The 13,692-nt window shown below is 60.8% G+C and carries 16 protein-coding genes; 2 read left to right on the forward strand and 14 right to left on the reverse strand.

Going from position 1 to position 13,692, the window contains the following annotated elements; genetic code table 11:
• Positions 1 to 3: 3 nt before the first annotated feature.
• The 10 genes from IP79_RS05520 to IP79_RS05560 form a co-directional block, all read right to left on the reverse strand.
• Entirely contained in the window at positions 4 to 348 is a 345-nt protein-coding gene (locus tag IP79_RS05520; protein WP_082337034.1) for a thiol-disulfide oxidoreductase DCC family protein, read from the reverse strand.
• Positions 345 to 479, reverse strand: coding sequence for a DUF2474 family protein (locus IP79_RS15190; RefSeq protein WP_082337035.1), 135 nt, complete (start codon positions 477 to 479; stop codon positions 345 to 347). Before IP79_RS15190 ends, IP79_RS05520 begins: the two co-directional genes overlap by 4 nt.
• The gene (gene cydB / locus IP79_RS05525) at positions 479 to 1,474 is read right to left on the reverse strand and encodes a cytochrome d ubiquinol oxidase subunit II (RefSeq protein ID WP_054118287.1); all 996 of its coding nucleotides are present in this window, start codon (positions 1,472 to 1,474) and stop codon (positions 479 to 481) included. Before cydB ends, IP79_RS15190 begins: the two co-directional genes overlap by 1 nt.
• Complete coding sequence (locus tag IP79_RS05530; RefSeq protein ID WP_054118288.1) at positions 1,474 to 2,928, reverse strand: cytochrome ubiquinol oxidase subunit I; 1,455 nt, start codon at positions 2,926 to 2,928, stop codon at positions 1,474 to 1,476. The genes cydB and IP79_RS05530 overlap by 1 nt, the downstream gene beginning before the upstream one ends.
• A gap of 135 nt (positions 2,929 to 3,063) precedes the next feature.
• Complete coding sequence (locus tag IP79_RS05535; protein WP_054118289.1) at positions 3,064 to 4,821, reverse strand: SulP family inorganic anion transporter; 1,758 nt, start codon at positions 4,819 to 4,821, stop codon at positions 3,064 to 3,066.
• A gap of 9 nt (positions 4,822 to 4,830) precedes the next feature.
• Positions 4,831 to 6,057 (reverse strand): NAD(P)/FAD-dependent oxidoreductase, encoded by a 1,227-nt coding sequence (locus tag IP79_RS05540; RefSeq protein ID WP_054118290.1) that lies wholly within the window; start codon positions 6,055 to 6,057, stop codon positions 4,831 to 4,833.
• A gap of 22 nt (positions 6,058 to 6,079) precedes the next feature.
• On the reverse strand, positions 6,080 to 6,499 hold the full coding sequence (locus IP79_RS15645; protein WP_054118291.1) for a TIGR01244 family sulfur transferase: 420 nt from the start codon (positions 6,497 to 6,499) through the stop codon (positions 6,080 to 6,082).
• Positions 6,499 to 6,918: a DUF6691 family protein gene (locus IP79_RS05550; protein WP_054118292.1), complete on the reverse strand. Its 420-nt coding sequence runs from the start codon at positions 6,916 to 6,918 to the stop codon at positions 6,499 to 6,501. The genes IP79_RS15645 and IP79_RS05550 overlap by 1 nt, the downstream gene beginning before the upstream one ends.
• Positions 6,915 to 7,364: a YeeE/YedE family protein gene (locus tag IP79_RS05555; protein WP_054118293.1), complete on the reverse strand. Its 450-nt coding sequence runs from the start codon at positions 7,362 to 7,364 to the stop codon at positions 6,915 to 6,917. Before IP79_RS05555 ends, IP79_RS05550 begins: the two co-directional genes overlap by 4 nt.
• The gene (locus IP79_RS05560; protein WP_054118294.1) at positions 7,361 to 8,293 is read right to left on the reverse strand and encodes an MBL fold metallo-hydrolase; all 933 of its coding nucleotides are present in this window, start codon (positions 8,291 to 8,293) and stop codon (positions 7,361 to 7,363) included. Before IP79_RS05560 ends, IP79_RS05555 begins: the two co-directional genes overlap by 4 nt.
• A gap of 73 nt (positions 8,294 to 8,366) precedes the next feature.
• On the opposite strand from IP79_RS05560, the gene IP79_RS05565 reads away from it, so the two are divergent.
• Both IP79_RS05565 and IP79_RS05570 read left to right on the forward strand, forming a co-directional pair.
• Positions 8,367 to 9,017, forward strand: a complete 651-nt coding sequence (locus IP79_RS05565; RefSeq protein WP_054118295.1) for a peroxiredoxin — start codon at positions 8,367 to 8,369, stop codon at positions 9,015 to 9,017.
• Positions 9,017 to 9,364 carry an ArsR/SmtB family transcription factor gene (locus IP79_RS05570; RefSeq protein WP_054118296.1) on the forward strand — a complete coding sequence of 116 codons (348 nt, stop codon included), beginning with the start codon at positions 9,017 to 9,019 and terminating at the stop codon, positions 9,362 to 9,364. The genes IP79_RS05565 and IP79_RS05570 overlap by 1 nt, the downstream gene beginning before the upstream one ends.
• Here IP79_RS05570 and IP79_RS05575 read toward each other — a convergent pair.
• From IP79_RS05575 to IP79_RS05590, 4 genes are all read right to left on the reverse strand, one after another.
• Entirely contained in the window at positions 9,361 to 9,981 is a 621-nt protein-coding gene (locus IP79_RS05575) for a hypothetical protein (protein WP_082337037.1), read from the reverse strand. The two genes, IP79_RS05570 and IP79_RS05575, sit on opposite strands and share 4 nt — an antisense overlap.
• 86 nt (positions 9,982 to 10,067) lie before the next feature.
• Complete coding sequence (locus tag IP79_RS05580) at positions 10,068 to 11,075, reverse strand: sterol desaturase family protein (RefSeq protein WP_054118321.1); 1,008 nt, start codon at positions 11,073 to 11,075, stop codon at positions 10,068 to 10,070.
• Between the two features lie 190 nt (positions 11,076 to 11,265).
• Entirely contained in the window at positions 11,266 to 12,150 is an 885-nt protein-coding gene (locus IP79_RS05585; RefSeq protein ID WP_324608174.1) for a response regulator, read from the reverse strand.
• 16 nt (positions 12,151 to 12,166) lie between these two features.
• Positions 12,167 to 13,672, reverse strand: coding sequence for a hybrid sensor histidine kinase/response regulator (locus IP79_RS05590; RefSeq protein ID WP_054118299.1), 1,506 nt, complete (start codon positions 13,670 to 13,672; stop codon positions 12,167 to 12,169).
• Positions 13,673 to 13,692 lie beyond the last annotated feature (20 nt).

Raw genomic sequence — 13,692 nt, forward strand, 5'->3', positions numbered from 1 at the left:
TTTCTAGGCAAAGAAGCGTTGCAGACGTGGCCGGACCTTGAGGAAGCGGAGATAGGCTGCTTCGAGCACGCGCAGCACGGTTCCATTGCGCGCTGCCAGCCCCAGCGGACGCAGCAAAGGAATGGCGCGCCACATGGCGGCAAAAGCTGCCGCACCGTCATGAACGACGCCGTCCTCTTCGGCATGGAATCGGGCGAGCAGCGACGCACGGTCTATAGGGCAGAAGGGATCGTCGCCCGTCGCCACATCGACGAAGGTGATCGCCCCGCGCCGGTCGAGCCGCCGCATCAGCGAAATCTCTCGGGTGCACAGCGGGCAGGCACCGTCAAACCAGACCTTGACGCTCACGGCGCGATCCACAGGCGAATAATATAAGCGACCGCGCCCAGCACCGCGACACTCGCCGCCCAGATGGCTGCCATCCAAAGCAGACGCTGCCACAGGGGTGGTTCAGGCTCACGTTCCGGCGGCGCAAGCATCAGTGGTAGCCTTCATCAGCGACCTTGCCGCGGAACACCCAGTAGGCCCAGACGGTATAGGCGATGATCAGCGGCATCGTGATCGCCACGCCCACCAGCATGAAAATCTGGCTGCGTTCGGGCGCGGCGGCATCCCAGATTGTCAGGCCGGGCGGCACGACATAGGGCCAGATTGTCACGCCAAGGCCGCTCATCCCGAGGAAGAACAGGGCGATTGCCAGCCAGAACGGCTTCGAATTGCGATCGCGCGTAATCGCCCGCAGCATCGAGAATGCGATGATCGCCGTTATCACCGGCACGGGGGCGACCCAGTAAATCTCCGGCGCGCTTAACCAGTGCGCGGCATATTCGGGATTGAGGGTGATGTTGTAGAGGCTCACCGCGCCCATCAGGACGATGGTGGCAATTGCGGCGCGCACCGCCAGCTTGCGGGCATGAACCTGTTCGTCACCATCCAGCTTCCAGATCAGCCACGTGCTGCCCAGCAGGGCGTAACCCGCCACCGTCCCAAGACCTGTGAGAAGTGTGTAAGGCGTGAGCCAGTCCCACCAACTGCCGGCATAGGCCCGGCCTTCGACTTCGATGCCCTGCAGCAGCGCGCCGAGGGTCATGCCTTGCGCCAGCGCGGCGACAAAAGAACCGCCGGTGAAGGCCATGTCCCAGAACCTCTGGTGCGCCGGATCACGCCAGCGGTATTCGAAAGCGACTCCCCGGAACACCAGCCCCAGCAGCATCGCGATGATCAATGGATATGTTGCAGGCAGGATTACCGCATAGGCAAGCGGGAAAGCGGCAAAAAGCCCACCCCCGCCCAGCACCAGCCAAGTCTCGTTCCCGTCCCACACCGGCGCGATCGAATTCATCGCACGGTCACGCTCGCGCCCGACGTTGAAGGTCGGAAACAGAATGCCGATGCCCAGATCAAACCCGTCCATCACCACATAGGCGAACACTGCAAAGGCGATGATGAACGCCCAGATGACAGTGAGATCCATCACACCGGCTCCTTTTCCGGCGGCGCTTCGGTGGGCAGGGTCTCGTCCCCGCCCGGATTCTGCGTGGGCCCAGGCGTTATGCCCGCTGTGCGGATCGGGCCGACATCGCCGCGCTTCACGCCGTATTCGCCAGCATGCGGGGCTTTGCCCATCAGCTTGAGGATGTACCACACGCCGATGCCGAAAACGGTGAAATAGACCAGCACGAAAGCAAGCAAGGATGCCGCAACGGCTGGCGCATCGAGCGGGCTTGCGGCGTCAGCGGTTCGCAGCACGCCATAGATGACATAGGGTTGGCGGCCGACTTCGGTGGTGATCCATCCGGCCAGCACGGCGGCAAATCCGCTCGGCCCCATCAGCAGCGCGGCACGGTGAAGCCACGGCATGTCATAAAGCCTGCCCCGCACCCGGCCCCACAGGCTCCACAGTCCGATGCCGAGCATCGCAAAGCCGATGCCGACCATGACGCGGAAGCTCCAGAACACTACGCCCACCGGCGGCTCTTCGTCGTCCGGAATCGTGTCGAGCCCCGCCATCGGCGCATTCAGATCATGCTTGAGGATCAAAGATGATGCCTTGGGAATTTCGATGGCATAGCGCACCGTCTTGGCCTCGCTGTCGGGGATACCGAACAGGATCAGCGGCGCGCCTTCGGGGTGGCTTTGGTAATGCCCCTCCATCGCCATCACCTTGGCGGGCTGATGTTCGAGCGTATTGAGCCCATGCATGTCGCCTGCGAAAATCTGCAAGGGCGTGACAATCGCCGCCATCCACATCGCCATTGAGAACATTGTGCGCGCGTGCGGGTTGGCCTTGTCTTTCAGCAGATGCCACGCGCCCACCGCGCCGACCACGAAGGCGGTCGTCAGGTAAGCGGCCATCACGGTGTGGACGAGGCGATAGGGGAAGCTGGGATTGAAAACGATGTCCCACCAGCTGTCGCCCGGCATGAACTGGCCATTTTCACCGATGAAGTACCCCGTCGGCGTCTGCATCCAGCTGTTGACGCTGAGGATCCAGAATGCCGAAACAAACGTGCCGAGCGCCACCATCAGCGTCGCAGCGAAGTGCAATTTCTTGCCGACCTTGTTCATCCCGAACAGCATTACGCCGAGGAAGCCCGCTTCGAGGAAGAAAGCGGTCAGCACCTCGTAAGCCATCAGCGGCCCGATCACCGGCCCCGCTTTGTCAGAGAACACCGACCAGTTGGTGCCGAACTGGTAGGACATGACGATCCCGGACACGACACCCATGGCAAAGGCGATCGCGAAAATCTTCAGCCAGTATTTGAACAGGTCGAGATACACGCTCTTGCCGGTCTTCAGCCACAACCCTTCCAGCACTGCCAGATAACTGGCGAGGCCAATCGAAAATGCCGGGAAGAAGAAATGGAAGCTCACCGTAAAGGCGAACTGGATCCGCGCGAGTAGCAGAGCGTCGAGATTCTCAAGCATGGTCAGCAGCTAGTCCCTTGCCGGCAGCGATCAATTGCATTCACTGCACAAGATATACGGTTTCGAGCCCAAAGGGTTGCACCGCCGAGCAATTTGGGGGAGCCCGGCGGTGCACAGGGTTGACTAAGCGGAAACTCAAATCATTCCCCGTGCTTCGTCAGGGATCGGCGATGGTGTTTCCTCGCCGGTATCCAGCGCCAGTTCGGCAAAGGCTGCGTCCTGCGAAAGGAACACCGCGCCGGACAGTTCTTCAAGGAATTGGGTGCGCTTCAGCCGGTCCATGACCGGGCCCTTTACTTCGGAAAGGTGGAGCTTCACGCCCCCGTCAGCGAGGCGGTGGTTGATCGCCTCAAGGCTTTCAAGGCCCGAAGCATCAATCGCGTTCACCGCGCTGCACATCAATACGACGTGCCGAAGCAACGGTCGTTCGGCCACCTGTTCAAGCACATATTCCTCCAGCCAACGGGCATTCAGATAGGTCAGGCTTTCATCGATCCGGATCGAAAGCAGGTACGGCAGGGTTAGTACGGTATGACGTTCGACATTGCGGAAATGCTCGGTCCCCGGCACCCGGCCGACGATTGCGGCATGAGGCCGGCTGGCACGCCACAGGTAAAGCAGCAGGCCTACCGCAACCCCTGCAATTACACCCAACTCCACTCCGGCGACCAGAGTTATGGCAATGGTCGCTGCGTGTGCAGCAAAATCGGCCTTGGAATAAACCCAAAGTTGCCGCGGCGTCTTGAAATCCACAAGGCTCAGGACAGCGACAATGATGGTCGCCGCCAGGGTGGCATTGGGCAGGTAGAATAGCAGCGGGGTGAGAAACAGGCTGGCAAGCGCAATGCCGATCGCTGTGAATGCACCCGCTGCCGGGGTTTGCGCGCCGGCATCGAAGTTCACGACCGACCGCGCGAACCCGCCTGTTACCGGATAGCCGCCCGAAAAAGCCGATGCGATGTTCGATGCGCCCAGCCCGATCAATTCCTGATCCGGCACAATCCGCTGCCGTCGCTTGGCGGCCAGCGTCTGCGCGACCGACACGCTTTCAACGAATCCGATCACCGATATCAGCAGCGCAGGCACCCAAAGTGCCTCGATCAGCGCAAGGTCGGTGGATGGCAGGGCAAAGGGCGGCAGGCCTTGCGGGATCGCGCCAACCACGGATACGCCCTGTGCTTCCAGCCCGAAGCCCACCACCGCAAGGATCGTTACCGCCACTGCCACAACCGGCCCGGCCTTGGCGCTCATATCGGCAGCGCGGGGTGAAAGGCCGAGGTGCTGTAGCGCGGGCTTCAATCCCTTGCGCACCCAGAACAAGAACAGGGTCGCGGGGATTCCTATGGCTAGTGTCGCAGGGTTTGCATCTCCCAGCGCCCCTGCCAGCCCGGCCAGCATTTCAGGCCAGGTCTCCCCGCCCGCACTTACCCCGATGATGTGCTTCAGCTGGCTGGTCGCAATCAGTACGCCGGATGCCGAGATGAAACCGCTGATGACCGGGTGCGACAACAGGTTCGCCAGGAAACCCAGCCGCAGCAACCCCAGCACCACCAGCATCACGCCCGACAAGGCGGCGAGCGTCACTGCGGCCTCCCAGTACTCTGCCGTTCCCGGTGAAGCCACTGCGCCCACAGCACTTGCCGTCATCAGCGAAACCACCGCAACCGGCCCCACCGCCAACGTGCGGCTGGTGCCGAACAGGGCATAAGCGAAGAGCGGCAGGATCGACGCATAAAGGCCGACGACCGGCGGCAATCCGGCCAGCATTGCGTAAGCGAGACTTTGCGGGATCAGCATGATGGTGACGATTACCGCCGCCATCAGATCGCTGGTCAGCGCGGGGCGATCATAGCTGCGCCCCCATTCGAGGATCGGGAAATAACGTGCGAGCATGACGGTGCCCTATTGCGCGATCAGGCCGCCGGGACCGGCCAGCCATTCACGCCCCTTCAGCATCCCGTTCCAGTACAGCCAAGGCAGCATGTCCGCCTTTAACATCCACGACAGGCGGCTGGCCTTTGTGCCATCGACCAACCAGGTCGGAAAGCTGGGCGCGAGTTTTCCGCCATAAGCGAATTCGGCCAGCACGATCTTGCCCCGCTCCACCGTCAGGGGGCAGGAGCCATAGCCGTCATAGCCCGCCGTCGGCCCCTTGCCATCCAGTTGTCGCAGCGCGTTGACCGCAACCACCGGAGCCTGCTTGCGCGCAGCGGCAGCGGTTTTCGCATTGGGCATCGCGCCTGCATCACCCAGCCCGAAGACATTGGGGTAGCGCACATGCTGGAGCGTATGGTGATCGACATCGGTAAACCCGCTTGCCGCAGCAAGGGGACTGTCTGCCAGAAACTGCGGCGCGACCTGTGGCGGCACGACGTGGAGCATGTCGAAGTCTACCGTTACCTCACCCTCACCCGTCGCAAATGTAGCCTGCTGGCCCGGGCCATCCACAGCAATCAGATTGCTGCCGAGTTCGAGGCCGATGCCATATTTTTCAACATATTCCATCAGTGCCGGAACATAATCCGCCACCCCGAACAATACGCCGCCAGCATTGCGGAACTGGACATCAATATTGCCCAGCACCCCTGCCCGGCGCCAATGGTCACAGGCAAGATACATCGATTTCTGCGGTGCGCCCGCGCATTTGATCGGCATTGGTGGCTGCGAAAAGATTGCACGGCCGGATTCAAGCTGCTGCACCAGTTCCCAGGTGTAAGGTGCCAGATCGCCGCGGTAGTTCGATGTGACCCCATTGTGGCCGAGCGTAGTCTCTAGCCCCGCGATTTTCTCCCACGCAAGACGGATGCCGGGAGCGACGATCAGCACCTCGTATCTCAGCGTACTGCCATCCTGCAGCGTGACCTGATTGTCCTCCGGCTGGAAACTGGCTGCAGCTTGCCTGATCCATGTCGCGTGTTTGGGCATCACACTTTCCATCGGCCGGATGGTGGTGGCAACGTCGAACACACCGCCACCCACCATTGTCCATCCGGGCTGATAGGCGTGGGTATCGGCGGGTTCGACAATCGCGATGTCGAGGTCGGGGCGGCGTTTGAGCATCGATGATGCTGCGGCGATCCCTGCCGCGCCGCCACCGATGACGACGATTGTGTGTGATGCTGTGTTCATGTCGATCCCTTGCCCAGTCAGCCTATTCGCCAGCGTCAAGCCGATCGGCCAAGGCCGAAAGGTCGTATCCCGCCGCCTTGGCGTTAGCGATGCGGTCTGCCGTGCTCAGACCTCCGATATTGGCGAGCGCATCCATCGTGACAGCGCGTGTGCCGGAGCGGCAATAGCCCAGCACCTTGCCATGTGTTCCGCGCCGGATCGCGCCAAAGGCCGCTACAGATGCTGCCGGGAAAATGCCGCCCGCAACGGGAATGTGGTGGAAGGCGATCCCTGCTGCCTGCGCGGCGTTGCGCATCACATCAAGTGGCGGTTGGCCCGGTTCTTCGGCATCAGGCCGGGTACAGATGACCGCGACGAACCCTGCCGCAGCAAGGCCGGCCAGTTCCTCGGGCTGCATTTGCGGCGCTACTGCGAAATCGGCGTCAACCTGGTGAAGTTCCATCACGCATTTCCTTCCAGAAGGCGAACCGCGAACATGCCAACCAGCATTGCGATCAAAAAAATTGCTGCGGATAGCGGCTCGATTGCCAGCGCGGCAATACCGGGCCCGGGGCACAAACCGGCGATCCCCCAACCAATCCCGAACAGCGCCGATCCGCCGATCAGACGCGGGGTCAGGTCATTGCGGTCGGGCAAGGAGAAACCATCGGCAAAGAATGGACGCAGCATCCTTCGCTGGAGCAGCCAGGCCATTGCCATCACCAGCACCGCGCCGCCCATCACGAAGGCAAGCGTCGGATCCCATGCGCCGAACAGGTCAAGAAACCCGCGCACCCGCGCCGGGTCGGTCATTCCGCCCAGCGTCAATCCGGCCCCGAAAATGACACCTGACCCGAGCGGAACCAGCGTTTCGCGGATCATGGCAACACCTCCAACCCCAGAGCATTCATTGCTGCCACCGTGGCAAAGCCGGTGATCATGAAGGTTGCTGTTGCCACTAACGACCGTTGCGAAAGGCGGCTCATGCCGCATACGCCGTGCCCGCTGGTGCAGCCGCTACCCAACCGAGTGCCGAAACCCACGATCAGCCCTGCGATGGCCAGCGTCACCGGCCCCGCGAAGGCCGGTGCGGCCCCGCCAGAAAAACTCGCCACGATCAGCGCACCCAGCGGCAGACCGATGACAAATGCCCAGGCGCCAGCGCGGGGCATGGAACTGCTTGCGATCCCGAAGGCGCGGGCCGCTATGCCGGACACTCCGGCAATGCGCCCTGCACCCAGCAGCATCAGCGCCGCAGCCAGCCCGATCAGCACTCCACCGGCCAGCCCCGCAAGCGGGGCTGCATCGGGAAATCCGGGCAAGGTCATACCGCGTTCACCGGAATCTTGAGATAGGTGACACCATTCTCATCCGCAGGCGGCAAATGGCCTGCGCGCATATTGACCTGCACCGCAGGCAGTATCAGCCGAGGCATATCGAGCGTTGCATCGCGCGCTTCGCGCATCTGGACGAATTCGTCCTCGGTGATGCCGTCATGCGCGTGGATGTTCCCTTCGCGCTCGGCCGCTACGGTGGTTTCCCAAACGTATGTCGTGCGTCCCTTGGGCAAATAGTCGTGGCACATGAACAACCGCGTTTCAGGAGGCAACGACAGGATGCGGCGCAGCGACCGGAACAGCGTGCGCGCATCGCCGCCAGGAAAGTCGGCGCGTGCCGTGCCGTAATCGGGCATGAACATGGTGTCGCCGGTGAACACTGCGTCACCCACAACATAGGCAATGTCCGCCGGTGTGTGACCAGGGACGTGCATGACAGTCACCGGCACGTTACCAATGGTGAAAGTATCGCCATCCTTGAACAGCGCATCGAACTGCGAACCGTCGCGCTCAAACTCGGTGCCGGCATTGAACAGCTTGCCAAACACATTCTGGACGGTTGCAATTTCCGCCCCGATGGCGATTTCCCCGCCAATCTTCTCTTGAAGATAGGGCGCCGCCGACAGGTGATCGGCGTGGGCATGGGTCTCGAGCAGCCATTTCACTTTCAGATTATGCGAAGTGATATGGTCGATGACCTTGTCAGCGGACTCTGTGGCCGTGCGCCCCGAATTGGGATCGAAGTCCAGCACTGAATCGATAATCGCAGCCTCCCGCGTGGCGGGATCGGATACAACATAGGTGACGGTGAAGGTGGCAGGATCAAAAAAGCTGGCGATTTCCGGACGGAGTGCAGCATCTGCGGCGGCGTGCAGCACCTGTTCGGTCGCAGCTTCAAGAACCGTGTCGTTCGCGCTCATGACAATTCTCCAATTGATTTCATAAATTGTGTATATGTATTGCAATCCCTCTGTCAAGTGCTAGAAGCATGGCATGGATCAGACACACACCAGCCTCCCCCCTTGCGCGGGGTTGCGGATCGGCGATCTCGCGCCGGATTTCGAGGCGCGCAGCACAATCGGCCCCGTACGGCTTTCGTCCTATCGCGGGCGATGGCTTGTACTGTTCTCGCACCCGGCGGATTTCACACCTGTGTGCACGACCGAATTCGTTGCTCTCGCGCGCGAAACGGCTGCATTCGAGGCGCGGGACTGCGCGCTGATGGCGCTGTCGGTGGATAGCCTGTTCTCGCATTTCGCATGGCTCAGGATGATCCGAGATCGCTTTGAGATCGAAGTGCGCTTTCCAATCGTCGAAGATCCGACGCTGGTGGTTGGTCGCGCCTTCGGCATGGTGTCGGCGCAGGACAACGACAGCGCGACGGTGCGCACCACCTTCTTCATCGATCCCAAGGGCGTGATACGGGCGATGACCTGTTATCCGGCCAACCTTGGCCGCTCGGTGCCGGAGATGCTGCGCATTATCGACGGACTTCAGGCAATCGACGCGGGCGACGCGCTGGCACCGGCAAACTGGCAGCCGGGCGAACCGTTGCTAAAAGCGCCGACGCATGATCTTGACGAGGTGTTCGCGGCAGAGGATGCGACCAACTGGTTTTTGCGCCATGTCGGGGAGCCCGGGTGATGGCAGATGATGATCTGATCGAGGCGCTCAAAGCTCTGGCCCATCCGCTGCGCTGGCACATTCTGGCGACGCTGGCGGCGGGGGAACGCAATGTCGGCGAGATTGAATCAGCGTCAGGCATCACACAGCCCGGCCTCTCGCAGCAGCTTGGCGTGCTGCGCAAGGCCGGGCTGGTAAGCACTCGCAAGGATGCCAAGCTGGTTTTTTACTCGATCGCTGATGATCAGGTGCAGATGGTCACCGCCGCCCTGTCGGCACTTGCGCCGCATGATCCGCCCTTGCCCGCAGCAAATGACACCGCGCGCATATCCGCGCCCGGTGTCGCCAATTTTGCACGTATGTCCTAGGCAGAGTCTCGCGGTGATTCCAATGCTGCCCGCAGACGCCTCCGAACGAGCCACGGTTCAAGCCAGCGGCCAACGAGATAGATGAGCGCAAACAGCCCCGCCATGAAGTAACCGCCATTAGGCGAATGGCGGCCCTCGTCCTCTTTTTCATCTTTCTTCGTGTTCGGGTCTTCGGGCGCAGGCGCACCCAGAAATTGATCGACAGGATTGAGCGTTTTGACCGGCTTCGGCTTGTCATCTTCCTTTGGCTTTGCGGCAGCCTCGGTCCCCGCCTTTTCCCATGTGTTTATCGCCACTGCGAGTTGCGCAAAGCCGATGAACAGCAGCGGTGCAAGGAAGCACAACAACAACGCATGACTGAACAAATCAAACCGCAACACCGATCCGGCTGAGGAACGTTCGATCCTGAAGCTTCCACGCGTGAAGGTCGCCAGCCTGTCCTGTGCGGCGGGGTTGTGCTTGGAATAGCTGAGCGTCTCGTTCGCTGCCAGTATCTCGGTTCCCGGTGTGCGTAGCAGCGGGTCAATCCGCGCAAAGGCTTCATTGGGCGACAGTGCCGGATCCAGCGGAAGCTCTCCGCGCACGCGCCAGATGTTGTCGATCAGGGGTAGCCGCAAACCTCGCTTGTCGTTTTGTGCAGAGGGCAAGCCGGCCTGATTCCAAGGTTCGTGCGCATGATTGGCGATGCCCTCGGCCAGTTCTCTCACTCTGCCGGTTCCAGGTGCGGTGCAGGTGCAGCCTCACGGCCAAAGCGGCGATCGATGGCTGATCTGGCGGTTTTGTACCCTTCGGTGAAGGGGTAGATCATTGTCTCGCGGATATCCATCCGGCGTCCGCCTTCCATGCCAAGCACTTCAGCCTCGCCATCCACGCAAGTGCCGAATATCCTGTCCCAGATGATCCATGTCCCGGAATAGTTGCTGCGGGTTGCTTCGTAATCTTGCGAATGGTGGACGCTGTGGTGCTCCACCGTGTTGAACACAAAACGCCACCAGCGCGGTGTGTTGAAGCGCACATTGATATGCTGATAGACCGCCACCGTCATCCCGATTGCACCCGCCAGCAGGAAGGCGCGCGGGAGAAAATCGAACAATCCGCCAATGCCAAGGCCGATCAGGAACAGCTCTATCGGGTTGCCGACCGCGCCTTTGTTGACGTTGAGCTGGGTAATGTAATGGTGCGGCGCATGGGTCAGCCATAGCGGATACCAGTTGTGCATTCCGCGATGCATCCAGTATTGCCCGAAGTCGAAGATCATCGAAATCAGAAGTGCCTGCACCAGCAGCGGCATGCTGGTGAACCAGCTGAACTTGTCCCAATCGAAAGCGCCCTGGACTGCCTTGATGATTTCGCCATCACCAATGTAGCTATCAACCATGCCGAGGAAGGTAACGCCCAACCCGACGTAGAATACGTCAGTGGCGAATTCCTTCCATGTCAGTTGCCAGCTTTCATAGCGCGGATTGACCCATTCGAGACCCAGCAACAGGACTGTCCAGCCAAGCCGGATAGCGATCGCGGTGGAAGCAACGGCAAGCCAATTCGGCGCGTAATACCAGAACAGGATTGCAGCAATGAGCATCACGGGCTGAAAATAAGTGAAAAATAACTGCTTGAATGGCCCGCCCTGAACCCGGCCGATGTTTTCCCAGCCGACAATGACAGGTGCATCTGCCCCGATGATCCGCTTGCCAACCTTTACTCCGGCCATCACGAACTCCACTCAAGCTGTTTGGCTGCGCGCCCCGCAATGTGGCTCACCTGACGCGAAGAGTGGGATCACCCGTGCCGTCCAGTTCGCTTTCGCACCCTTGGCAACCTCACCCTTGCGAGGAAGTGGCCAAATGACGTAGTTTTGCGCGAACCCTTGAGAAGTTTGTTCTATTCAGGCGAAGTGCGTATCAATCGGCAAGATGACGCACCGCAATCGCGGTGGCAGCAGCGCGTGTTTCCACTCCGAGTTTCCTGAAAACCTGTTCCAGATGCTTGTTGACCGTGCGGGGGCTAATACCAAGAATCTCGCTGATCGTCCGATTGGTTTTGCCGTAGCTGACCCACAACAACACTTCGGCTTCGCGCCGGGTCAGCCCGCTTTGTTTTTGCAGGGCTTCGATTTTGCTGTCCTCGCGCACTTCGGTGATGCGGAGCAATGTTTCGTCGGGGCGGTCGGTAGCAACCAGAGCAAGTTCGATTGCCATGCCCCTCACATCAGCGCGGATTACCGGCAAGGGTTGCGACGCATCTGACAGCAATTGCCGGACAGCCCCGAGCAAGGCCGGAGGCAAGCCGCCGCGACTGGCAGTCCATTCGGGGTCGATTGACACGAGCAATGTCTCGGCTTGCGGCGTGCACCAGATGATCGCACCATCCCGGTCAAGCGCTGCAAGACTGCGCCCCGCCAGCCCCAGCGCCAATCGCGAGCGGAAGGATACGCGCGCATTGGCAAGGTGCACACGGATGCGCGCCAGCAACTCGTCGATCACGATCGGCTTTCGCACATAATCGACCCCGCCTGTTCCAAGTGCCGCAACGACGTGTTCCGGCTCGTTCAGGCCGGTCATGAAGATTACCGGAATATGTTCAGTTGCAGGATCGGATTTGATTGCGCGGGTCGCATCCAGCCCGCTGATGCCAGGCATGATTGCGTCCATCAGGATCAGATCGGGCGCAACCTCATCCAGTAATTCCAGAGTTGCCTCTCCGCTGCGTGCGATCAGCACCGTCATGCCCTCCGATTCAAGTGTGTCGACAAGAAACCGGAGAGATTCCGGGTTGTCGTCGACCACCAAAATACAATCCCTTTTAGTCATCCCGCTGTGCCGCTTTTGCGCAGGCCGACAAGGCACCAAGGTCGAAGGAATCCAGCCAACCGCGCATTCTGTCTGCCAGCGGCGCCGCTTCCTCGCCCAGCGCGGCAATGGCATCAATCTCGCTCTCGATCGCGCGAACATGGCCAATGCGCACAAACCGTTCGATTGCCGCAAAATGGGGGCGGGCTGGCCCTGCCAGGTTTGGCGGAAGCTGCGCTGAAAGAGGGCGTACGGCGCTCATGCCCGTGCCACCTGCGTGTAGCCATTCGATCCCAAGCTGTTCACCAAGGACGTCAAGCAGGACATCGAAAGCAAAGGGCTTCATCACGAACATATCGTTGGCGGAGCGCTCCACACCATTTGCGGGATGAGGTTCATGCTCCCCTGAAAGCATCACGATCCGCACAGCCGGTCCATACCGCTGTCGCAGTTGCTCGGCAATTTCCCATCCCCCCATTCCGGGGAGCGAAACGTCAAGCAGCGCCAGATCGGGCTGCACCCGTGCCGCCAGTGCAAGGGCCGCTTCGCCATCGCTCGCCGTGGCAACCGCAAAGCCGAGCGGTTCCAGCAAGCCAGTAAGCATCGCCAAGTGGGCCGGATCATCATCAACCAGCAGCAAGCTGCGGGTGCGCCCGACATATCCCTGAACCCCGCCCGCGCCGGTGCCAGCGTCGACAGGCGGTTCCAGCGGCTGCGAAAGCATCAACCGCACTGAAAAATGCGATCCCTGCCCCGAAGTGCTTTCTACCTGAATATCCCCGCCCATGATCCGCACCAGCGCCTGTGTGATCGCGAGACCCAACCCGATGCCGGGCCGCCCCTCGGCCCCGCCCGCCACACGTTCGAAGGGGGTGAATATTCGGACAATGTCCTCCGGCGCAATGCCAATGCCGGTATCGATCACGGCAAATGTCGCCAATTCATTGCGGTAATGCACCTTGAGCGTCACCGAACCTGTGTCTGTGAACTTGATCGCGTTGGAAACAAGGTTGATCAAGACCTGCCGCAACCGCTTCTGATCGCCACGAACGAACTCGGGGAGACCAGGGGGACAGTCCAGCGCGAGCGCAATACCCTTCGCTCGAGCCTGCAATTCCAGCATATCGATCAACTGTTCCAGAAAAGATCGAAACCGGATCGTGTCGCGGCTGAGTTTCAACGCGCCGCTTTCGACCTGCGATATGTCGAGCAGGCCCTCGATCAGATGCGACAAATGCTCGCTGCTACGGCGAATGACCTGTGCGGCGCGCACCGCGCCCTGCCCTTCGTTGCGCTCGAGCAATTGGGCATAGCCATAGATCGCGTTGAGCGGCGAGCGGATTTCGTGGCTGACGCTGGCAAGAAACCGGGTCTTCGCCTCATTCGCCGCTTCGGCTGCATCGCGAGCGGATTGCAGCGCTACAAATGCGGTTTGCAATTCGGCCACGACTTCCACGTCGGCGGGGTCGCCCGTGGCCTGCACCAGCGCAAGCAAGCGGTCGAGCGCCGTGGAACTCATCCGGGGATCCTGACAATCAA

Source organism: Porphyrobacter sp. AAP60 (assembly GCF_001296025.1).
Taxonomy (GTDB): Bacteria; Pseudomonadota; Alphaproteobacteria; order Sphingomonadales; family Sphingomonadaceae; genus Erythrobacter.